Annotated in this window: 19 protein-coding genes; 8 read left to right on the top strand and 11 right to left on the bottom strand. The window is 72.6% G+C overall.

Annotated features, from left to right (window positions below):
• The first annotated feature begins 92 nt into the window (after window positions 1-92).
• Complete coding sequence (locus OG819_RS40000) at window positions 93-983, top strand: sugar isomerase (RefSeq protein ID WP_266654006.1); 891 nt, start codon at window positions 93-95, stop codon at window positions 981-983.
• A 32-nt stretch (window positions 984-1,015) separates the two neighbouring features.
• Window positions 1,016-1,867 (top strand): class II fructose-bisphosphate aldolase, encoded by an 852-nt coding sequence (locus tag OG819_RS39995; RefSeq protein WP_266654004.1) that lies wholly within the window; start codon window positions 1,016-1,018, stop codon window positions 1,865-1,867.
• Between the two features lie 2 nt (window positions 1,868-1,869).
• Here OG819_RS39995 and OG819_RS39990 read toward each other — a convergent pair whose 3' ends face one another.
• Both OG819_RS39990 and OG819_RS39985 read right to left on the bottom strand, forming a co-directional pair.
• Window positions 1,870-2,163 (bottom strand): hypothetical protein, encoded by a 294-nt coding sequence (locus OG819_RS39990; protein ID WP_266632542.1) that lies wholly within the window; start codon window positions 2,161-2,163, stop codon window positions 1,870-1,872.
• Entirely contained in the window at window positions 2,160-2,993 is an 834-nt protein-coding gene (locus OG819_RS39985; protein ID WP_266654002.1) for a phytanoyl-CoA dioxygenase family protein, read from the bottom strand. Before OG819_RS39985 ends, OG819_RS39990 begins: the two co-directional genes overlap by 4 nt.
• A 71-nt stretch (window positions 2,994-3,064) precedes the next feature.
• Here OG819_RS39985 and OG819_RS39980 point away from each other — a divergent pair, with 71 nt between their 5' ends.
• Window positions 3,065-3,838 carry an AraC family transcriptional regulator gene (locus OG819_RS39980; protein ID WP_266654000.1) on the top strand — a complete coding sequence of 258 codons (774 nt, stop codon included), beginning with the start codon at window positions 3,065-3,067 and terminating at the stop codon, window positions 3,836-3,838.
• Here the strand turns inward: OG819_RS39980 and OG819_RS39975 are convergent.
• Complete coding sequence (locus OG819_RS39975) at window positions 3,828-4,973, bottom strand: methyltransferase (protein WP_266653999.1); 1,146 nt, start codon at window positions 4,971-4,973, stop codon at window positions 3,828-3,830. The two genes, OG819_RS39980 and OG819_RS39975, sit on opposite strands and share 11 nt — an antisense overlap.
• A gap of 104 nt (window positions 4,974-5,077) precedes the next feature.
• On the opposite strand from OG819_RS39975, the gene OG819_RS39970 reads away from it, so the two are divergent.
• Both OG819_RS39970 and OG819_RS39965 read left to right on the top strand, forming a co-directional pair.
• Window positions 5,078-5,779 carry an alpha-ketoglutarate-dependent dioxygenase AlkB gene (locus OG819_RS39970; RefSeq protein ID WP_266634996.1) on the top strand — a complete coding sequence of 234 codons (702 nt, stop codon included), beginning with the start codon at window positions 5,078-5,080 and terminating at the stop codon, window positions 5,777-5,779.
• Window positions 5,776-7,020, top strand: coding sequence for an ROK family protein (locus tag OG819_RS39965; RefSeq protein ID WP_266653997.1), 1,245 nt, complete (start codon window positions 5,776-5,778; stop codon window positions 7,018-7,020). The genes OG819_RS39970 and OG819_RS39965 overlap by 4 nt, the downstream gene beginning before the upstream one ends.
• Before the next feature lie 108 nt (window positions 7,021-7,128).
• Here OG819_RS39965 and OG819_RS39960 read toward each other — a convergent pair whose 3' ends face one another.
• The 3 genes from OG819_RS39960 to OG819_RS39950 are packed head-to-tail and all read right to left on the bottom strand — an operon-like array spanning window position 7,129 to window position 9,312.
• On the bottom strand, window positions 7,129-8,112 hold the full coding sequence (locus OG819_RS39960; RefSeq protein ID WP_266653995.1) for a phosphotriesterase: 984 nt from the start codon (window positions 8,110-8,112) through the stop codon (window positions 7,129-7,131).
• On the bottom strand, window positions 8,109-8,693 hold the full coding sequence (locus OG819_RS39955) for a DUF4865 family protein (protein ID WP_266653993.1): 585 nt from the start codon (window positions 8,691-8,693) through the stop codon (window positions 8,109-8,111). The genes OG819_RS39960 and OG819_RS39955 overlap by 4 nt, the downstream gene beginning before the upstream one ends.
• A 46-nt stretch (window positions 8,694-8,739) precedes the next feature.
• The gene (locus tag OG819_RS39950) at window positions 8,740-9,312 is read right to left on the bottom strand and encodes a TetR/AcrR family transcriptional regulator (protein WP_266632556.1); all 573 of its coding nucleotides are present in this window, start codon (window positions 9,310-9,312) and stop codon (window positions 8,740-8,742) included.
• A 191-nt stretch (window positions 9,313-9,503) separates the two neighbouring features.
• On the opposite strand from OG819_RS39950, the gene OG819_RS39945 reads away from it, so the two are divergent.
• A complete protein-coding gene (locus tag OG819_RS39945) occupies window positions 9,504-9,812 on the top strand; it encodes an SHOCT domain-containing protein (protein WP_266632558.1) in 309 nt (102 codons plus the stop codon).
• 349 nt (window positions 9,813-10,161) lie between these two features.
• Here OG819_RS39945 and OG819_RS39940 read toward each other — a convergent pair whose 3' ends face one another.
• Entirely contained in the window at window positions 10,162-10,686 is a 525-nt protein-coding gene (locus OG819_RS39940) for an ATP-binding protein (protein WP_266653991.1), read from the bottom strand.
• A gap of 1,204 nt (window positions 10,687-11,890) precedes the next feature.
• Window positions 11,891-12,214, bottom strand: a complete 324-nt coding sequence (locus OG819_RS39935) for a hypothetical protein (protein ID WP_054228734.1) — start codon at window positions 12,212-12,214, stop codon at window positions 11,891-11,893.
• Window positions 12,215-12,591: 377 nt separating this feature from the next.
• Between OG819_RS39935 and OG819_RS39930 the strand changes: the two genes are divergently transcribed.
• Window positions 12,592-13,716, top strand: a complete 1,125-nt coding sequence (locus OG819_RS39930) for a PLP-dependent cysteine synthase family protein (RefSeq protein WP_323138200.1) — start codon at window positions 12,592-12,594, stop codon at window positions 13,714-13,716.
• A 46-nt stretch (window positions 13,717-13,762) separates the two neighbouring features.
• Here the strand turns inward: OG819_RS39930 and OG819_RS39925 are convergent, their stop codons facing one another.
• The gene (locus tag OG819_RS39925) at window positions 13,763-14,242 is read right to left on the bottom strand and encodes an SRPBCC family protein (RefSeq protein WP_266632569.1); all 480 of its coding nucleotides are present in this window, start codon (window positions 14,240-14,242) and stop codon (window positions 13,763-13,765) included.
• 59 nt (window positions 14,243-14,301) lie between these two features.
• Entirely contained in the window at window positions 14,302-15,132 is an 831-nt protein-coding gene (locus OG819_RS39920) for a DeoR/GlpR family DNA-binding transcription regulator (RefSeq protein WP_266653989.1), read from the bottom strand.
• A gap of 281 nt (window positions 15,133-15,413) precedes the next feature.
• On the opposite strand from OG819_RS39920, the gene OG819_RS39915 reads away from it, so the two are divergent.
• Complete coding sequence (locus OG819_RS39915; RefSeq protein WP_266653987.1) at window positions 15,414-17,756, top strand: hypothetical protein; 2,343 nt, start codon at window positions 15,414-15,416, stop codon at window positions 17,754-17,756.
• Between the two features lie 44 nt (window positions 17,757-17,800).
• Here OG819_RS39915 and OG819_RS39910 read toward each other — a convergent pair whose 3' ends face one another.
• Window positions 17,801-20,236, bottom strand: a complete 2,436-nt coding sequence (locus OG819_RS39910) for a right-handed parallel beta-helix repeat-containing protein (RefSeq protein ID WP_266653985.1) — start codon at window positions 20,234-20,236, stop codon at window positions 17,801-17,803.
• Window positions 20,237-20,346 lie beyond the last annotated feature (110 nt).

Below are 20,346 nucleotides of genomic sequence, written 5' to 3'. Positions count from 1 at the left end.
GCATTTCCGACGTCGACATGCTTGATTATGCTCGAAAGTCAGCCCTAACTTGCACTATCTTGCATGAAGGACGTCAGTGGGAGGGGTACCGCATGACCTATGTCGAGCACGAGCTGAACAGCCAGCCCGAGTGCTGGATCCGCGCCGCCGAGCAGGCCGAGGCACACGACGACGCACTGCCGGAAGCGGGGGAGCGGGTCGCGATCGTGGGCTGCGGAACCTCCTTCTTCATGGCGCAGGCCGTCGCCGCGCTGCGCGAAGGGTCCGGGCAGGGCGAGACGGACGCCTTCGCCGCGTCGGAGTTCCCGGAGAGCCGCCCCTACGACCGCGTGATCGCTCTCACCCGCTCCGGCACCACCACCGAGGTGCTCGAAATCCTCGGGCGGCTGCGCGGACGTACCCGGACGACCGCGATCACCGCCGACCCCGAAACCCCCGTGATGGACCGCGCGGACGACCTCGTCGTCCTCGAATTCGCGGACGAACGCTCCGTGGTGCAGACCCGCTTCGCGACCACCGCGCTCACCCTGCTCCGCGCCCACCTCGGACTGCACACCGACGCCGTCGTCGCCGACGCGCGCACCGCGCTCGCGACCCCGCTGCCCGAAGGGCTCGTCGAATGCGAGCAGTTCACCTTCCTCGGCCGCGGGTGGACCGTCGGGCTCGCCAACGAGGCCGGGCTCAAGATGCGCGAAGCCTCCCTGGCCTGGACCGAGGCGTACCCGGCGATGGAGTACCGGCACGGGCCCATCAGCATCACCACCGCCGGCACCGCCACCTGGATGCTCGGCGAGGCTCCCGAAGGGCTGGCCGAGCAGGTACGGGCCACGGGGGGACGGTGGGTGGCGGGTGAGCTCGACCCGCTCGCCGAGCTCGTCCGCGCCCAGCGGCTCGCGGTCGCCGTCGCCGCGGCCCGCGGACTCGACCCCGACCGGCCGCGCCATCTGACCCGCTCGGTCGTCCTCGCCCCGTCGGCCCGCTGAGCCGGCGGGCCGCGCAGCCAGAAGGAGGAGTTGTGCCACTCGCAGCCACCGGTGACCTGGTCACCGCCGCGGCCGAGGCGCGGACCGCCGTCGCCGCGTTCAACATCATCACCCTGGAGCACGTCGAGGCCGTCATCGCGGGCGCCGAGTCCGTGGCCGCCCCCGTGGTCCTCCAAGTCAGCGAGAACGCCGTGAAGTTCCGCTACGGACGGCTGCTGCCACTGGCCCGCGCCGCCGCAGCGGCCGCCGAAAGCGCCTCGGTGCCCGTCGCGCTCCATCTCGACCACGTCCAGAGTGACGACCTGCTCCGCCAGGCGTCCGGCGCCGGATTCAGCTCGGTGATGTACGACGCGGCCCGGCTGCCGTACGAGGAGAACCTCGCCGCCACCCGGGCCGCCGCCGACTGGGCACACGCCCAAGGCCTGTGGATCGAGGCCGAGTTGGGGGCGGTGGGAGGCAAGAACGGTGAGCCGCCGCTCGACGCGCACGCGCCCGGAGCCCGCACCGACCCCGCCGAAGCATGCGCCTTCGTGGCCGACTCCGGCGTGGACGCCCTGGCCGTCGCGATCGGCAGCTCGCACGCGATGACCACCCGCACCGCCGCCCTCGACCACGACCGGCTCAAACGGCTGACCGCGGCGCTCGGCGTGCCGCTCGTCCTGCACGGCTCCTCCGGCGTGCCGGACGACGAACTGGTGGCGGCCGTCGCCGGCGGCATCGCCAAGGTCAACGTCGGCACCGCCCTGAACATCGCGATGACCGGCGCCGTCCGGGAGTTCCTCGCCGCCCACCCCGAAGCCGTCGACTCCCGCAAGTACCTCAGTGTCGGACGGGAGGCGATGGCGCGGACGGTGGCACGCCTGATCCGCGTACTGAGCGCCTGACGTCAAGGGGCCTCGGCAAAGGCTCCGACGTCGACCAGCTTCTCGAAGAAGAACTCGTGCTTGAGGAACGACACGTCGTACTCGCCCCCGGGATACGGCGGGATCAGCTGCGCCGCCTGGAACAGCCGCCAGCCGTCCTTCAAGGCGTCCACGCCCGACGCGTACGGCGGCTCGTCGCTGTCCCCGGTCGTGGGGGACGTACGGCCGGTCCCGTCGTAGACCGACCAGCCCACCACCTCCGCGTCCAGGGCGGAGGTGGCCAGGTAGAGGACCAGAACCTGCTGACGGACACTCATACGGCCTCCTCCTGAGGACGGTTGGAGACCCGGGTCACCCAGTGGTCCAGGTCGAAGGAGTCGTCCCCGGTGAGCGCGCGCCACAGCAGGACCCGCTGATAGATCTCCAGGCGGCCGGTGGCGGGCTCGTACCAGGGAAACGTCGTGGACAGTTCCTCGGCGACCCGCGGGTCACCGAGGTCCGAGGTGTCCCACAGCCGGCGCTGCCGCACGGTCGGGTTGAAGCGGATCTTGAACATGAAGCGGACCACGTCGCTGTCGTTGCGCCGCCCACCGTGCCACAGGCCATGGTGCAGAAACACCACGGTGCCCGCCGGGCAGACCAGCCGGCTCTGCCCGCGCAGATTCTGGTAGCGCCCGGTGTCCGTCTCGTTGGTGCGGCGCAGATGGCTGCCCGGCACACTGAGCGTGCCGCCCATGTCGAGAGTGACGTCCTGCGGGTAGTACATCAGCTGGACGTCGAAGGCGTCGGTGCGCACGTCGATGATCGCGTCACCGTGCAGCGGCTGCGCCCGGCCCTCGCGCGGCTCGCGGATGTGGACGAAGTGGTGGTCGACGGCGGGGCCGGGCCCGACGAGGCTGCGCAGGGCCCCGGCCACGGCGGGGAGTTCCAGCAGCCGACGGACGAAGGAACCCGCCGGGTAGGCGGCCTGCACCGGGCTGCCGTACGGCACCTCGGGTACGCCCGCCCGCAGTACCTCCATGCCCTCGGCGTTCATCTCCGGCGGCACCACGGCGTCCAGCCGCAGCGAGCCGTGGGCCACGAAGTGCGCCATCCGGACCGAACTCAGGAGTGGGGCGCCCGTGGTGCGCTCCGACGTGTTGGTCATGCGACTCAACGTAGGGTCCGCGCCGCCGTCGGCGCGTTGGCGCGGCTCACCACTGCTGGTAGCTTTTCACCATGCGGGAGACGGAACTGCACCTCGGCGAGCCGCCCGCCGTCGTCAACATCGGCGTCGGCGTGCACGGCGTGGCGAGCCGCACGGACGTCTTCCGGCTGCCGGAGCTGTGGCAACTGCACCTGTACCAGTACGACGCCGAGCTGACCGTCGACGGCACCGCGCACACCATCCGCCCCGGCCGCGTGAGCCTCGTACCGCCCGGCGCCACGGTCCGCTACCGCTACCAGGGCCGCTCCGAACACCTCTACGCCCATCTGCGCATCGCCCCCGTCGGCCCGCCCCGCACGGTCCCCGTGGCGCAGGACGCGGGTCCCGAATTCCCCATGCTCTCCAGCCTGCTGCTGAACGCGATCGCGGCGGCCCCCGGAGCACCCGAGCACACCCGGGCCGAGATCTGGACCGCCCTGTGGCGCGTGGCCCGGCTCACCCCGCCCACCGCCACGAGCCGCGGCCCGCACCCGGCAGTCGGCACGGCCATCGCCCACATCGAGGCGCGCCTGGCCGCGCCGCTCACCATTCCGGAGATCGCCCGCGCCGCCGGGATCTCCCACAACCACCTCACCCGGCTCTTCCGCGCCGAGACCGGTACCACGGTCGTGGCCTACATCCGCCGCCGCAGACTTCAGCGCGCCCACCATCTGCTGCGCGCCTCGACACTCTCCATCCCGGCGGTCGCCGCGTCCGTCGGCATCCCCGACCTGCAGGCCTTCAACAAGGCGTGCCGCCGGGAACTCGGCGCCTCGCCCCGCGTGCTGCGCGGGGCTACTTCTTGACGGCCCTCAGGACGACGAACTTCGCGTCACTCGCCACGAGTTCACTGTTGCCGAAGAGACGGCGCAGCTTCAGGTGGTAGCCGAGATGACGGTTCCCGATGACCCACAGCTCGCCACCCGGCCGCAGCGCGCGCCGCGCCCCCGAGAACATCCGCCAGGCGGTGGTGTCGGTCGTCGCCTGGTGCGAGTGGAACGGCGGATTGTTCAGGACGAGGTCCACGCTCCCGGCGGGGACGTCCGCGAGTCCGTCGCCCACGCGGAACTCCGCGGCGCCGCCCTCGGCATTCGCCCCGTACGTCTCCTCGGCCGAGGCGACCGCCTGGTACGACTCGTCCACGAACAGCACCTCCGCCTCGGGGTTGGCCAGCGCCATCGCCGTACCGACGACTCCGTTGCCGCAGCCCAGGTCCACGATCCGCTCGGGGCCGCGGCTGCGCGGCAGGTGCTGGAGGAGGAAGCGGGTGCCGATGTCGAGACGGTCGGCGCAGAACACGCCGGCGTGGTTGACGACGGTACGGCCGGAAACCGGTCCGATGTCGTCGGGGAGCCGGTAGCTGAGCGGCCAGGGGTTGGTGGCGCGGGCGATCCCAGGGTACGGAGTGCAGAAGATCAGCCGGGCCTTCTTCTCGGCCAGCGAGGTCCGGGTCGGGCCGAGGATCCGCTCGAAGAGGTGCAGCGTCGAGGTGTGGATCTCCTTGACCATGCCGGTGCCCACGATCACGGTCCCCTCGTGCACACCGGGCGCCAGCCGGTGCAGCTGGTCCTCCAGCAGGGCGAGGCTCTTCGGCACCCGGACGAGCAGCACGTCGATGCGGTCGGGCGGCGTGTCCCGCGTGGTCAGCAGCCGCACCGCGGCCGCCTCGACCCCGTTGCGGGCCAGGTTCGCGCGGGTCGCCTCCTGCGCGAGGTAGGAGTCGGTGATCTGCGTCGGCCGGTGCTCCGACAGCGCGGTGGCGAGCGCTCCCCAGCGGTCGCCGACCACCACGACCGACCCGGACAGCGGGGTTCCGCTCTCCGCGAGGTGCCGCAGCAGATAGGTGTCGGCGGCGTCCCAGGCACGGAGCTGGTCGCGGGGGTCCTCGGGGAAGCGGGCCAGCGCGTACTCGGCCCAGGGCGCGGTCATCCGGTCGTTCATCGTGGGTCAAGGCTAGCCGAGCCGCAGCTCAGCCGGGTGCGGGCCGGGTCTTGATCAGGTGCGCGGACGGGATGGGCGGGGTGCGCGAGGATGGTGGCATGTCCATGGATGAGGAGCTGTTCCCCCGGAGCCGGGCGGAGGTCGCGCCGGGCGCGGTGCATCTGCCGGACTGGCTGGACCCGGACGCCCAGCGGGAACTCCTCGAGGCCTGCCGCGCGTGGGCCCTCCCACCGGCCGGAATGCGTACCGTGCGCACGCCCGGCGGCGGCACGATGACCTCCCGGCAGGTGTGCCTGGGTTGGCACTGGTACCCGTACCGGTACGCGCGCACGGTCGTCGACGGCGACGGCACCCCGGTGAAGCCCTTCCCGGCCTGGCTGGACGAGCTCGGCCGCCGCGCGGTCGCGGACACCCTCGGCCCCGAGGCCGCCACGGCCCCGTACGACATCGCACTCATCAACTTCTACGACGCCGACGCGCGCATGGGCATGCACCGCGACAGCGACGAGAAGTCGGATGCGCCGGTGGTGTCGCTGAGCCTCGGCGACACCTGCGTCTTCCGCTTCGGGAACACCGGGTCGCGCTCGCGCCCGTACACGGATGTCGAGCTGCGCAGCGGGGACCTGTTCGTGTTCGGCGGGCCCTCCCGGCTCGCCTACCACGGCGTTCCGCGCGTGCGGGCCGGCACGGCGCCGCACGAACTGGGCCTGACCGGCCGTCTGAACGTGACACTACGGGTGAGTGGCTTCCAGGCGCCTTCGGACGGGGCACCGCACGAGCGGATCATGGGAGACTCGCCCTCATGAACGGCAAGGCGGGCCCCCGGACGGCGGGGGAAGGGAACACGCGGACGCGGCTGGACCGGGGGCGCGGGGCGCTCGGACCCGCGCTGGAACTCGTGCACACCGGGCGTGCGCCGACGCGTGCCGTACTCACCGCGGAGCTGGGCGTCACCCGGGCCACCGCGGGCGCGGTGGCCGCGGAGTTGGAGGCGCTGGGACTGATCCGGGTCGACGCCCGGCCCGGCGCGGCGGCCGGTTCGCAGGGACGGCCCTCGCACCGCCTGGAGGTCGCCGAGGACGGTCCTGTCGCGCTGGCCGCGCAGGTGCACGCCGACGGATTCCGCGCCGCGCTGGTCGGGCTCGGCGGCCGGATCGTCGCCACCGCGCCCAGCTGCGAGACCGTCGACGCCGACCCGTCGAAGGTGCTGGGCGCCGTCGTCGAGACCGGCGCGGAGCTGCTCCGCGAGACCGGGCGGCGCTGCGTGGGCGCCGGACTCGCCGTGCCGTCCGCCGTCGCCGAACCGGACGGGCTCGCCCTCAACCCCCTCCACCTGGCTTGGCCCGCAGGCGCCCCCGTACGCCGGATCTTCGCCGAACGGGTGCGCGCGGCGGGCATAGAGGGCCCGGCTTTCGCCGCGAACGACGTCAACCTGGCCGCCCTCGCCGAGCACCGCCACGGCGCCGGGCGCGGCTCCCGCGACCTGCTGTGCGTGGCCACCGGGCACCGGGGCGTCGGCGGCGCGCTCGTGCTCGACGGGAGACTGCACACGGGCAGCTCGGGCCTCGCCCTCGAAGTCGGCCACCTCACCGTCAACCCCGAGGGCCGCCCCTGCTACTGCGGCAGCCGCGGCTGCCTCGACGTCGAGGCGGACCCCCTGGCCTTCCTCATGGCGGCGGGCCGCGACCCCGGCCCCGAGGTGTCCCTCCTCCAGCAGGCCAACGACCTGATCCGCACCCGATACGACCAGGACCCCTCCGTCCGCACGGCCACCGAGGCGCTGATCGACCGCCTCGGCCTGGGACTCGCCGGACTCGTCAACATCCTCAACCCCGACCGGATCATTCTCGGCGGCCTGCACCGCAGCCTCCTCGACGCCGACCCCGGCCGCCTGCGCGCCGTCGTCGCCGACCGCAGCCTGTGGGGCCAGAGCGGTGGCGTACCGATCCTCGCCTGCACCCTGGACCACAACACTCTGGTGGGCGCGGCGGAGTTGGCCTGGCAGCCGGTCCTGGACGACCCACCGGCGGCCCTCGCCCAGGTCTGAGTCGAGGCCGTCGACGCGGTGGGGGAGCACGAAGGGGGGCTCGCCCGCCGGGGTGTTCATCGCCACCTCGACGGCCCAGATCGACGAGTTCGCCGAGCGCGGCCGGCCCTAGGGCCGGTCCGGCAGTCGCGGCGGACGGGGTGGCGCATCGTGCCACTGCACGGCGAGCGCCCGGGCGGGGTTCTCCGTGAAGACGCGCTCCACGAGTTCCGCACCCAGAGCCAGTGCGAGCCGTGGGCGCACCCGGCGCAGCAGATACGGCATCCCGGGGCCGCCGTTGACCGAGCGCGCCGCAGCGGTCGTCGTGTCGGCGCCGAGGAGCAGACGGTGGCCGAAACCCGCGTCGGCCAGGGCGCGTACGGCGTCGGGCATGCGCCAGTCGGTGGCGTGGTTCGCGCGGGAGGGGCCGTCGAAGGCGAGGTAGGCGCCCGCCTCGGCGGCCTGGCGCTGCACCACGAGGTCCGGGGAGCGGTTGAGGTGGCCCAGGATCACCCGGTGCGGCGGCACCTCCAACGCGCCGCACAGCAGGTCGAGTACGTCGAGCGCGGCCGTCCCCAGCTCCAGGTGCACGGCGATCGGCGCGCCCGTGGCGTGGTGGGCCTCGGCCGCCGCGGTCATCGTCCAGCGGGCGTGCGCGTCGAGCGCGTGGAAGCCGCCCGCGACCTTGACGAGTCCGGCCCGGACCCCGGACGTGCCGATGCCCGACGTGAGTTCGGAGACGAAGACGTCCGCCAGCCTGCCGCGCAGTTCGGTGAGCGACTCCGGTGTGTAGTGGACCGCTTGGTGCAGACCCGTCGCGGCGACCACATGGACGCCGGTGTCACGGGAGAGGAGCGGCAGGTCCGCGGCGCGCCGGCCCAGTCCGTACGGCGTCCACTGCACCACACTCCCGCCGCCCTGCTCGCGGAACGCGGCCAGTTCGGCCCGCGCGGCGGACGCGTCACGCAGTTCCTGGCCGGGGAGCGCGGGGCTGCCGAAGAAGAGGTGGTCATGGGCGTCGCACACCCCGAGGTGCTCGGGCGGGACGTCCCCGAGGACCGTACGGACTCTCGCGGGGACCGTGCTTCCGAGGCTCGTGGGGTCAGGGCTCACCACTGTCGGCCCCGGGGGAGCCGGTCGCGCCCGGGCGCCGACACATGCAGCACCTGGAAGACCTCGCCGGGAGCCTTGGGCGTGTCGTGGTCCCAGAGGGAGAAGTGCACCAGCTCCCAGTGGCGCGGGTCGACGGCGGCGGCCGCGCAGACCGCTCCGTCGAGTGAGGCCAGCCGCTCCGCCTCCGCCACGGCCCGCGCCGTCACCTCGGCCAGGTCGGCGCCCTCCGGCACGGACTGCCGTCGCCGCACCGCGACGTGGGCCGGAGCACCGGCGGCGGAGCCCTCCTCGTACGCGAGGCCCGTCCAGTTCTGCACCACCGGCCGCCCGAAGTCATTGACGAGTCCCTGGAAGGCACCGCCCCAGAGGGAGGAGTTCATGCCCTCGACGGTGTTCCAGAGGTAGAAGGGCGCGTACTGGTTGACCGGCGAGCCGTGCACCCCACGCTCACGCATCAGGAATGTCTTGAAGCGGAGCCCCTCCCAGTCGTCGAGGAGGTGCCCGATACGGGACACCCGGGCGCGAATGATCCCCATGTCGTAGTCGGCGGGGAACGTCAGTTCGTACTGCATCGCGTGCATCGCAGACCTCCTTGAGGGGCCTTCAGACCTTCAGACCTCCAGGCTTTCAGTCGAGGCCCCGACGGGTGGGGGAGAGCAGGGCGAGCAGCCCGCGGACGGCCGTGTCGAAGGCGGCCGGGGAGCCGGAGGCCCGCGCGAGCACATAGCCCCCCTGCACGGTCGCGAGGATCGTCGCTGCGATCTCCTCGGAGTCGAGCGACGGCGCGAACTGCCCCTGCTCCTTGCCCTCTTCGACGATCCCGGCCAGTCGCTCGCGCAGCCAGTCGATCGTCTCGTCGACGGGGGCACGGAGCTCCGCACTGGCGATCACGTCCGGGTCCATCGTCAGCCGACCGACCGGACAGCCACGCAGAACGTCACGCTCCCGTCGCAGATACGCCTCGACGCGTTCGTACGGTGAGCCGGGCGCGTCGAGTACGTCCTCGGCAGTGGCCCGCAACTCCTCGGCGGTGCGTCGGATCGCGGCCAGGGCGAGATCGGGCTTGCCCTTGAAGTGGTGGTACATGCTGCCCTGCCCGGCGCCCGCGTGCTGCTGGATCGCCCTGGGGCTGGTGCCCACGTAACCGCGCTCCCACAACAGCTCGCGCGTGGACTCGATCAGCCGCTCCGGAGTGCTCATGATCTCACTATACATACTAGTAGGTACAGAGTCGAGCGTCTTGATGGCGGGCTGGGGAAGCAGGCGGCGGAGCCCCGTGTACTCCCGCGGAGGTACGGGAACGGCCGCTGGCCGTACGACGACTCACACCCCTTCCGAAGCGAGTCTCGATGTATCGCAACAGCTCCCACCCACCTAGGAGATGACCCGAGATGCAGACGCTGGCGAACTGGGACGGCGGCCCCGGCCCGTGGATCCTGTTCTTCCCGCTGATCTGGGCGGCCGTCGTGATCGGCGTCGTGACGGTCCTGCGCCGCACCGTGGGGCGCGGGCGCCGCGGACCGTGGCGCGCCATGGGCGACTTCGGTCCGCCCCGCGACTCCCGTGCGGCGGGAGACTCGCCGATCGCGCTGCTCGGCCGCCGCTTCGCCACCGGTGAGATCGACGAGGACGAGTACTGGCGCCGGCTCTCCGTCCTGGACGAGCAGTTCGGCCGCCCGGGCAAGGGAGGAGCGGCATGACGACCGCGACCACGACGCGTCGTGCAGCGGGCGTCGCCGACGCCGTGAAGGTGTACGCGGCAGCGGCGACACCGCCGTCAGGGCCCTGGACGGGGTGAGCGTCGGCTTCCCGGCACCCTGATGCGCCGCCGTCCCGCCGAACTCTCCGGCAGACAGCGGCAACGCGTCGCCGTCGTCCGGGCAAGGCCTCCGACGGCGCGTCGGACAGCGCCTTCGCCTTCGCGGTCCCGCCCGGGCGGCTCGTGGTGGTGGTGGCGCTCGTGGGCCTCGCGGGACTGTGCCCGGCCCGGCGGGCGGCACGCCTGGACGTGCTGCGCGCCATCGCCAAGAGAAGGGGGGCACCGCCCGGTCAGCCGGCAACGGCGGACCGGGCGGGAGCGTGTTCGGGCCGGCGTTCGTCGAGCGGGGCGACGGTGTGTCGGCGCGTGGTCTCGCGAGGGGGTTCGTAAGGCGGAAGCACGGGCTGCGCCACCGCGGGCGAGGTCGCCGGCAGGGTGAACCACACGACCTTGCCCGACTCGCCGTCCGGACGCACGCCCCAGCTCTCGCTCACCGCGGCGATCATCGCGAGACCGCGTCCGCAGGTGGCCGTGGGGTCCACGTCCTGTACCTCGGGCAGACGGGGGTCGTGGTCGTGCACCGAGACCGTGAGCCGGTCGAGCAGCAGCTCGATCTCCACGGTGCACAGCTTGTCCGGCTGGGCGTGCTGGTGGACGTTGGTCAGCAGCTCGGTCACTCCGAGCGCGGCCTGGTCTATCAAGGGGTCCTGGTGCCAGTAGCGCAATTGCGCAGAAAGGATTCTGCGGACCTGGCCGATCCGCGACGGCAGGGCTTGGAGCTCCACCGTGCAATGCCTGCTTGGCTGGCTGATCACGGCTGCGACTCCCCGAATTGAGGTCCGGAAGAAGACGGAGATCGGATCCAGCAGAGTGGCTGAGTGGAACGGCCGCCTGCTGCGGTGACCGGCGGGATGGTTCGTAGCGTTATCGCCGGTAAACTCAGAGTGATGATGTGAGAACAGCGTGACTCAGGGGGTGTGGTCCCGCAACTCGCGGTGCGGTCCGCTCCGGCCCCAGCCATCGCGGAGTGCGGGGCGGAGGCCTTGCCTGAGCGGCGGCGTTCGCCGGGCGAGGGTTCATCGTGCACCGTCGCGGGGTGCGGGCGGATTGCTCGTGTGCCTTGCTCGTGTGCCCACCGGCGCCGATCGCGCGCGGGGGCTCCTGCGCCGACGGCGCCGGTCCAGGGTCGGGCTCCCCTCGGCCGTAGCCGCCCGAGGGCCTCGACACCGGACCCCGCCGGACGCGCCCCGGATGCCCCCGGCCGGAGCACGGCCGCCCACGAGCCCCGCCCTTCGTGGCCGGCCGTCGCCGGTCGAGAACTCGGGGCTTCGTCGCCGACGGTCGGCGGCCGAGGGCCCAGGGCTGTTCCGTCGATGGTCGGCGGTTGTGGGCGCGTGGTTGCCGTTTCGGGGTTCGCCGTACGTGAGTTGGAGGTTGCCGGTCAGGGTGCCGCCTGCTGTGAGCCCAACGCTCCGTTGTGGGTCGCCGCCGGCTGCGTGGCGGTGGCTGTCGCACCTGGTCCCCCACGCCGCTTCGCCGGCCGCGGGTTCGAGGCCCGGCTTCGGCCCTCGTCGACCAGGGGCCCCGGCATCGGGACGCGCCGGCCGCGAGCGCGGTGCTCCCGGTCCGGCCGTCGCCGACTGCGAGCCCGGGGCTTGTCTGTCGGCTGTTGCCGGCCGTGGTGAACGCGCCCGTGTCGACCGTCGCCGGTGCGCAGCCCGAGGCCTGTCCGTCCGCCGTCGCCGGTTGCCGGTCGAGGTCCCCCGTGCCGGCCACCTGGGGGTGCGGGCCTGGGCCCCCGTACCGATCGCCGCCACGTGCGAGCACCGCTGGTCGCGCGCCCGGGGCTGACCCGTCGGCGGTCGTCGGCCGGGGGCCGACGGCTCGCGCGCGGGGCGTCTGTGGTCGCGCGTGGACGACTCCCGCGCGGGGCGTCGTCGGTCGCGTGTCGTGGGTGCCTGTGTCGGCCCTTGCCGGTGGCGAACCGAAGGCTCCCGTGTCGGTTGCCGCGCGGCCGACTCAGCCGTTGCGCCCCGCCGCCCTGCGAACCGCCTCTATGAACCGGCGTGCCGAGGGTGGCCCCGGCTTGCCGGGCGCCGGATCGTGCTCGCCGAGCGTGAGCGAATAGCGGGTGCCGTTGACGTCCGCCAACGCCCGGTCCTCGGGCGCGAACCACGGCTTCGACGCCCGCACCGCCTGCACCGGCGCACTGTCGATCTCGCTGCCGTAACTCGTCAGCAACTCCAGCCTGCCGTCACTGATCCGGACCTGCCCGGCCCGGGTGAGCGACCGCAGCCTCTTTCCGATCCGCACGCCCGTGGCCGTGAACTCCGGCTCCGCCATGATGCTCCGCCCCCTTGTGCGCGTCGGCTGTGCTCCGTCCCGCCTCCCGGCCCCGGATCCCGCGCGGGTCGTGATCCGGTGTGCGTGACCACTCCGGGAGTGCCACCCCGTGCTGCGCGGCCGGACGCGGGCGGCGTCCCATGCGGTGCAGTCTGCCCGCAGGCAGCGGCGAGCACCAGTGCACATGGCGAGGTGACGGCGGGGACGGGAGCACTCGCCCGGGTGCGCCCCCGTCGCTTCGGACACCCATGGTCCAGGGGTGCCTTTGAGGTGCTCAAAGGTGTGTTTATGCAGGTGAGAAGCGTGCGCAAGGTGTTTATGATCGAGGCGTCCGACCATCTGAACCGGCGTCGGCGCGATGCGTAAGGAGCCCTGCCGTGAGCACCCCTCAGCAGATCCGGACCGGCGAAACCCTCGACGTCGACCACAGTGACGCGCGCTACCGGAGCTGGCTCAAAGAGGCCGTCCGCAAGGTCCAGGCCGACGCCCGCCGCTCGGCGGACACCCATCTGCTGTGCTTCCCGCTGCCCGAGGCATGGGGTATCGACCTCTACCTGAAGGACGAGTCGACCCACCCCACCGGCAGCCTCAAGCACCGCCTCGCCCGGTCGCTCTTCCTGTACGGGCTCTGCAATGGTTGGATCCGGCCGGGCCGCCCGGTGATCGAGGCGTCCAGCGGCTCGACGGCGGTCTCCGAGGCGTACTTCGCGAAGCTGATCGGCGTGCCCTTCATCGCGGTCATGCCGCGCACCACGAGCGCCGAGAAGTGCCGGCTGATCGAGTTCCACGGCGGGCAGTGCCACTTCGTGGACGACTCCCGCAGGATGTACGAGGAGTCCGCCGCTCTCGCGGTCGAGACGGGCGGCCACTACATGGACCAGTTCACCTACGCGGAACGGGCCACGGACTGGCGCGGCAACAACAACATCGCCGAATCCATCTTCCGCCAGCTGGAGTTGGAGCGTTTCCCGGAGCCCGCGTGGATCGTCGCCACGGCCGGCACCGGCGGCACCTCGGCGACCCTCGCGCGCTACGTCCACTACATGCAGGCCGACACCCGCATCTGCGTCGCCGACCCGGAGAACTCGTGCTTCTTCGAGGGCTGGACCACCGGCGATCCGGACGTCACCTGCGACTGCGGCTCGCGTATCGAGGGCATCGGCAGGCCCCGCATGGAGCCGAGCTTCGTGCCGGGCGCGATCGACCGGATGATGAAGGTGCCGGACGCCGCGAGCGTCGCGGCCGTACGGGCACTGGAACAGGCCATCGGCCGCAAGGCGGGCGGCTCTACCGGCACCGGTCTGTGGAGCGCGCTGAAGATCGTCGCCGAGATGGTGACGGAGGGGCACAAGGGGAGCGTGGTGACACTGCTCTGCGACCCCGGAGACCGCTATCTCGACAAGTACTACTCGGACGCGTGGCTGGCCGAACAGGGGCTGGACATCGCGCCCTACACGGCGGCGATCGCGTCCCTGCTGCAGACGGGCGTCTGGCCGGAGTGACGGCCGGACGGCAGGGCACGAGGCGCGTCAGCGCGCGGACTCGCCGTCACGCGTGTGTCGACGCCAGCCGTCGGTCCAGCGCCGTCACCGCCTGACGGAAGGCGCGGCCCAGACCCGACCGGCCCAGTTTCAGAGCCAGTCGGAACGGGGTCGCGCCGTCGGCGGCGAAGGTCCACTGGACCCGGGTGCCCTTCCCGGCCGGGGTCAGCCGCCACTCCTCGACCAGCGCACGGGGGCCGGGCGTGTTCGTGACGTCCACCCGGTACGCGTACACCTCGGGGGCCTCGGCCACGAGGACCGTCTCCTGGAAGCGTGTACCGCCCCGGAGCCGGACCTCCCGCCCGGCGCCGTCCCCGGTCGGCCGGGCGAGCGTCACCGCCGAGAACCACTCGCTCCAGCCGGGTACGTCCTCGGCCAGCGCCCGGAAGACAGCCTCCGGAGGGGCAGCCACCTCACGGGCGAACACCAGACGTAGGGGAGCGGTCTCGGCGAAGTCGGGTCCCACCGGGCGCAGACGGCGTGCCATGGACGAAACCCCCACCTGGGATCGGAGCCGCGGGCAGCGTCACCATAGCTGGCGGACCGTCAGATGTCTGTACCGTCCTCGGACTCTCCGGCCACCATCAGGCGCCGCAGGTGTTCGGAGACCTCCGCCCGCGCCTCGGCCGGCAGCCCGGCGTCGGTGACCAGCGTGTCGACCTGGGCCAGCGCGGCGAACGAACTCAGACCCACCGTGCCCCACTTGGTGTGGTCGGCGACCACGACGACCCGCCGCGCGGACTGCACCAGTCGCCGGTTGGTCTCGGCCTCCGCCAGGTTCGGCGTCGACAGGCCCGCCTCGACCGATATCCCGTGCACCCCGAGGAACAGCACGTCGAAGTGGAGCGCCGCGATGGCCTGGTCGGCCACCGGGCCGACCAGGGAGTCCGACGGGGTGCGCACCCCGCCCGTCAGCACGACCGTGGCCGCGCCCTGCCGCTGTCCGGAGAGGCGCTGCGCCGCGTGGAAGACGTCGGCCACCCGCACCGAGTTGGTGACCACGGTCAGGTCCGGCACGTCAAGGAGCTGATGGGCCAGCGCGTATGTCGTCGTACCGCCCGAGAGCGCGATCGCCGTGCCCGGCGCGACCAGTTCGGCGGCGGCCCGCGCGATGTCCTCCTTGGCGGTCAGTTCCAGACCCGACTTGGCCTCGAAGCCCGGCTCGTGCGTACTCGCCTCGACCACCGGCACCGCGCCGCCGTGCACCTTCTCCACCACGCCCTGGCGGGCGAGGGCGTCGAGGTCACGACGGACCGTCATGTCCGAGACGCCGAGCTTGCGGGTCAGCTCGTTCACCCGGACGCCGCCCCGACGCCGTACCTCGTCGAGAATCAGGGCGCGACGCTGCTCCGCGAGAAGGTTCTGATTCTCACTCACGTCCGCTCCGGTCCTTTCGCCACAAGCTGCCCGACACTCCGTCCGAACCCACTCCCACGTGGACATTCTCCTTGTCCTAGGCCTGGAGGACGACCCATCCTCGCACGGGCCACCGACACGTGTGCCACTCACCGCGAGGACACCGCTTTCCTTCCGCCGCGTCACTGTCACACGTATCGGGGAGATTTCGTGACCACCGGTGTGCGGGCACCCCTGAGAGGAGATCCTTGTACCTGCACATGACACATGCCAGACGCGCGGCACGGGGGAAGTGCAGAACAGTGGAACGTGCACGGGAACACGCCTCGGCGGGAGAGCTCAGCGGCCCCGCACAGCGGCCCGAAGCGGCCGACACCGCCCTCGAACTCCTGGTCCATGGAGTCGGCGGCACCACACCCGAGAAGATGCTGGACGATCCGCGGACGGTCCGGATCAGCGGCGACGACACGGCGGCCGTCCACCGGCGCGTCGACGACGCCGACGCGGAGCGGCGCCCCGACGACTACCGGGGCAAACCGGTCCCCGAGGCCTATGTGTGGTGCAACCTCACCTCCGGCAACGGCACCAGGGCCCTGTGGCTGTTGCTGCTGCCCTTCATGGTTGTCAACCTCGCGCACTGGATGCGTCCCGCCACCCGCGGCCGCACCCGGACGGTCCGCCTGTACGGCCTGCTGGTGCGGCTGGCCGGGCTCACCCTCACCGTGCTGCTGGTCGCCGCGGCCTGCGAGGTCGCCCTCGACCTGACCGCCTGGCAGTGCGCGGGCACACGCGCGTGCGCCGAGGCGCACTCCTGGCTGGGCTTCCTCTCCCCGGACCTGTCCGACAACGGCTGGTGGAGCCGGCCCGGCCGGCGTCTCGCCCTGGCCGCCCTGGTGCCCGCGGGGCTCACCTGCCTGCTCTGGTACCTCTCGCACCGCACCTGGAGCGCGTACGAGTCCCAGCAGCCCGTCTCGCGCGGGCCCGAGCCCGCCGAGGAGACCGGCCGCACCGGGCTCGGCAGACCCGGCTTCTGGTACGGGCGCCGCCTGGTGGCCCGGCTGCGCGCCGCGCACACCGCGGCGGGATTCCTCACCGTCACCGCCGCCGTCGGCGGCCCCGCGGCCCGCTTCGACCGGGGGAGCGAAGGCCCCGTCGCACTGGAGACCCTGGGCCTGCTGCTGTACGCGTCCCTCGCCGTGGGCGCGGTCGTGGTGCTGTGGGTGGTCTGTCGACGCGGGCGCAGCGAACACCGGCTGGACCGGGAACTGGACGCCACCCTGGTGCGCCTGCTGCCTCTGGGCTCGATCAGCCTGTTCGCCCTGACCCTGCTGTACGCCGGATGGCCACGGCCCGGCTGGCACTCGGCGGGGCGACTGCCGGGCGACGGGATCTTCGGCGGCCTCGCGCTCGCGCAGGGACTGCTCGTCATCGCGCTCGGCGTGGTGGCCCGTGTCCTGTACCGCACACGGCCCGATCCGCGCACCGCCCTGCGCGGTCTGGCCGGGCCCGCCGTCGCGATGCTGGCCTGCGCTCTGGGCGGCGTGATGTCCGGCGGAGTCGCCCAGCGCGTCGCCGACTGGCTGGACGGCACCCGGGGTTCGCTGCCCGGCCCGCCCGTTCTGCTGACCTGGCAGGCGTCCGTGATCCCGCCGACGCTTCTTGTGCTCCTCGGCCTGTGCGGCAGGCTGGCCCGGCGCACCTGGCGGCTGCGCCGCCTCGAGATGCGCGCGGTAGAACTCGACTACCGGGGCGAGGCCAAGGACACCACCCGCACCCGCCGTATCGCGAGCACCCGTGCGATGGCCGCCCTCACCGACCGGGCACCCCTCATGGTCGGCGTCATCTCGTTCGTCACCCTGCTGCTCGGCGCCGGAGCCCTGGTGGGCGCCCTGACGACCGGTGACACCCCGACCGAGGCCGCGCGAGGGTCGTACGCCTTCGTCCGGGGCGCCGCCGAAGCCGCGCAGGCGCTCGGGTCCTGGCTGATCGGCCTCGGCTTCATCCTTCTCGTCACCTCGGGTCGGCGCGCCTACAAGGACCCGGCGGCCCGCCGCACCATCGGCATCCTCTGGGACGTCGGCACCTTCTGGCCGCGGGCCGCCCACCCCTTCGCGCCGCCCTGCTACGCCGAGCGTGCCGTGCCCGACCTGACCTGGCGCATGGTCACCTGGACCCGCGCCACCGGCGGGCGCCTGGTGCTCTCCGGGCACTCCCAGGGCAGTGTGCTGGCCGCCGCCGCGGCCTGGCAGTTGAAGCCCTCCGTACGCAAGCGGGTCGCCCTGCTCACCTACGGCTCTCCCCTGGAACGGCTCTACGGGCGCTGGTTCCCGGCCCACTTCGGCCCGGCCGCCCTCACCTCCCTGCACCGAGAGGTGGACTGCTGGCGCAACCTGTACCGTCTCACCGACCCCATCGGCGGCCCCGTACGGCTGCCCGGTGACTGCGGCCCCCAGGTCGACCGAGCGGCCCTGCACGACCCGCTCGCCTACGGGCGCACCCAGGAGCATCCGCTGCCCGCGCCGATCCTCGGACACGGGGACTACCAGGCGGACCCGGCCTTCGCCGAGGAACGCGAACGACTGCTGGCGCGGCTACGGCGGGAGGCGGTACCGAGCCCCCGCCCCGAAGGCGACGCCACGACCTGAGGGCGCACGATCCGAGGGCGACCACCCGTCCCACAGGGCGATGGTCAGGGCAGCTCCGGCAGGTCCTCCGGGTAGAGCAGCGTGAGGTCGTCCGTGCTCGGCTCGTCGAGCTGGGCGACCCGCCCCGCGTGCCGCTCGACCATCGCCTCGAAGGTCTGCCGCGCGGTGCGGCCGTTGCCGAACGCCGGGCCCTTGGGGATCGCCGTGAAGTACTTCAGCAGCGCCTCGGGCGCGCCGGGCGCCAGGCTGTACTCGTGCTCCTCGGCCTGCTGCTCCACGATCCGCAGCAACTCCTCGGGGATGTAGTCGCTGAAGGTGATGGTCCGTGAGAAGCGGGACGCCACACCGGGGTTGACGGTGAGGAACCGCTCCATCTCGGCCGTGTAGCCCGCGACGATCACGACGACCGCGTCCCGGTGGTCCTCCATCAGCTTCACGAGTGTGTCGATGGCCTCGCGGCCGAAGTCACGGCCCGAGTCCTCCGGCGACAGCGCGTACGCCTCGTCGATGAACAGGACGCCGCCGCGGGCCCGGTCGAACGCCTCCTGGGTGCGGATCGCCGTGGATCCGATGTGCTCGCCGACCAGGTCGACGCGGGACACCTCCACGAGATGTCCCTTCTCCAGGACACCGAGCGAGGCCAGGATCTCGCCGTACAGCCGGGCGACCGTCGTCTTGCCGGTGCCGGGGGAGCCGGTGAAGACCAGATGGCGGCGGGCGGAGGCCGCCTTGAGGCCCGCCTGCTGTCTGCGGCGGCCCACCTCGATCATGTCGGTGAGGGCGCGCACCTCGCGCTTGACGCTGTCCAGGCCCACCAGCCCGTCGAGTTCGCCGAGGACGACCTTCGACGTGCGGGCCGGCTGCGCGGGCTCGGGCTCGGTGGTGGTGACGAGCGGTTCCTGCTCGGTGCTGCGCTGGCCCGGGATCGCGCCGAGCAGGCCCGAGGACGGGTTGGACGTCTGGACGGCCGTCTCGTGTGCCGGGGGGCGCACTCCGGCGCTCTCGTCGCTCGTGCAGTCCTCGACGACCGGGCCGCCGCCCGGTGCGTTGCCGCCGTCGGCGAACTCGTAACCCCCGCGCGCGCAGCGCTCCGTACGGCACTTCTTCAGCGTCGCCCGGCAGCCGTCGATGACGTGGAAGCCGTAGCCCCCGCTGCCCGTCACGCGGCAGTTGTGGAAACTCCCGCGGCCGCCCGCAGACACGTAGAAACCGGCCTCCGCGGGCGAGTCGACCGTGCAGCGCTCGAAGGTGGGGTCGGCGCCCTTGGTGACGATCACGCCGGTCTGGGTGCCGTCCACGGTGCAGCCGGACAGGGTGCCGCCGCTTCCGTGGTCACGGAACCAGGCGCCGGTCGCGGCGTCGCGGATCCGGCAGTCGTCGAGCTGCGCGGTGGCGCCGTCGCTCACCGAGACGGCGGTGTTGCGCACTTGGGAGAGGTCACTGTCGACGACGTCCACGCGTGAACCGCGGTCGAGGACGAACAGGGCGTCGGGCACGTCGTGCACCCGGCAGGACTCGAGCACCGCGGTCGCGCCGTCGCTGACCCACACCGCGGGGTAGTCGCCCGTGCTGTCGAAGATCTCGCACTGGTTGGCGTCCACGCGTGTGCCCGGGTCCCAGACCGACAGGCCGTTGCGCCCGAACTGCCGCACGGTGGTGCGGGTCAGGGTGAGGACCGAGCGGGAACGCAGGTCCACCGCGTTCTCCGGGATGTCGTGGATGCGGCAGTCGGCGAGCGTGAGTACGGCGTCCGTGTCCAGCGTGACACCGTCCGACGTCGTGCGGTGCACATCGCAGTCGGTGAGATGGGCCGCGGCGCGTGCGGTGATCTGCACGCCGGAGCCCTTGACCTCGTACACCTCGCAACCGACCGCCTCGAGCGAGGAGTTCTCGCCGGTCACCGACAGGCCCGCACCGGAGGCGTGGCGCACCCGGCAGCGCTCCAGACGGGGATGGGCGCCCCCGCGCACCGCGATGCCGGACTGCCCGGAGGCGACGACCTCGCACTCCTCGAACACCCCACCGCCGCCGTCCAGTACGGCGATGCCGACACCGGCCGGATTGTCGACCGTGCAGCGCCGCACGGTCGGACGGGCGCCGCCGCGCACCTCGATGCCGGCCGCGGAGCGCGTGACGATCCGCAGGTCGAGGAGCTCCGGGGTGCCCTCCTCGACGAGCAGCGCGGGGGCGGCCGAGTCCTGGCCCTCCACGTGCAGATCCTGGACCACGGCCGAGGCACGCACCGTCAGCGGCACCCCGTCCACCGGCGCGATGCGCACGGAGCCGGGGGAGCCTTCCGGTCCGCGCAGCGTCACCGCGCGCTGGACCACGAGATTCTCCCGGTAGGTGCCGGGGGCGACGGTGAGCACGTCCCCGTCGGCCGCGGCCTCCAGGGCGGCGGCCAGCGATGCGTACTCTCCTGTGCGGCGCCGCCACCGCGAGGTGCCGGTGTGCGTCACCTGGACCGTGCCCTGTGCCATGGCGCTGTTGTGCCCCCACCTCGTCGTACGCGGGTCCTGCGAGGCCGTGCTGAAACCCCGTCGCGATCAAGAACAGTTTCTCACGACGGTGCCGAACGGTTCGGTCGGTC

Source organism: Streptomyces sp. NBC_01549, assembly GCF_026339955.1.
Classification (GTDB): domain Bacteria; phylum Actinomycetota; class Actinomycetes; order Streptomycetales; family Streptomycetaceae; genus Streptomyces.
This window is presented reverse-complemented; position numbering and strand designations above follow the sequence as displayed.

What these genes read in the sequence shown, in the direction of transcription:
- OG819_RS40000 (WP_266654006.1), top strand. Translation starts at nt 93, where the DNA reads ATGACCTATGTCGAGCACGAGCTGAACAGCCAGCCCGAGTGCTGGATC.
- OG819_RS39990 (WP_266632542.1), bottom strand. Translation starts at nt 2,163, where the DNA reads ATGAGTGTCCGTCAGCAGGTTCTGGTCCTCTACCTGGCCACCTCCGCC.
- OG819_RS39985 (WP_266654002.1), bottom strand. Translation starts at nt 2,993, where the DNA reads ATGACCAACACGTCGGAGCGCACCACGGGCGCCCCACTCCTGAGTTCG.
- OG819_RS39980 (WP_266654000.1), top strand. Translation starts at nt 3,065, where the DNA reads ATGCGGGAGACGGAACTGCACCTCGGCGAGCCGCCCGCCGTCGTCAAC.
- OG819_RS39975 (WP_266653999.1), bottom strand. Translation starts at nt 4,973, where the DNA reads ATGAACGACCGGATGACCGCGCCCTGGGCCGAGTACGCGCTGGCCCGC.
- OG819_RS39970 (WP_266634996.1), top strand. Translation starts at nt 5,078, where the DNA reads ATGGATGAGGAGCTGTTCCCCCGGAGCCGGGCGGAGGTCGCGCCGGGC.
- OG819_RS39965 (WP_266653997.1), top strand. Translation starts at nt 5,776, where the DNA reads ATGAACGGCAAGGCGGGCCCCCGGACGGCGGGGGAAGGGAACACGCGG.
- OG819_RS39955 (WP_266653993.1), bottom strand. Translation starts at nt 8,693, where the DNA reads ATGCACGCGATGCAGTACGAACTGACGTTCCCCGCCGACTACGACATG.
- OG819_RS39950 (WP_266632556.1), bottom strand. Translation starts at nt 9,312, where the DNA reads ATGAGCACTCCGGAGCGGCTGATCGAGTCCACGCGCGAGCTGTTGTGG.
- OG819_RS39945 (WP_266632558.1), top strand. Translation starts at nt 9,504, where the DNA reads ATGCAGACGCTGGCGAACTGGGACGGCGGCCCCGGCCCGTGGATCCTG.
- OG819_RS39935 (WP_054228734.1), bottom strand. Translation starts at nt 12,214, where the DNA reads ATGGCGGAGCCGGAGTTCACGGCCACGGGCGTGCGGATCGGAAAGAGG.
- OG819_RS39925 (WP_266632569.1), bottom strand. Translation starts at nt 14,242, where the DNA reads ATGGCACGCCGTCTGCGCCCGGTGGGACCCGACTTCGCCGAGACCGCT.
- OG819_RS39910 (WP_266653985.1), bottom strand. Translation starts at nt 20,236, where the DNA reads ATGGCACAGGGCACGGTCCAGGTGACGCACACCGGCACCTCGCGGTGG.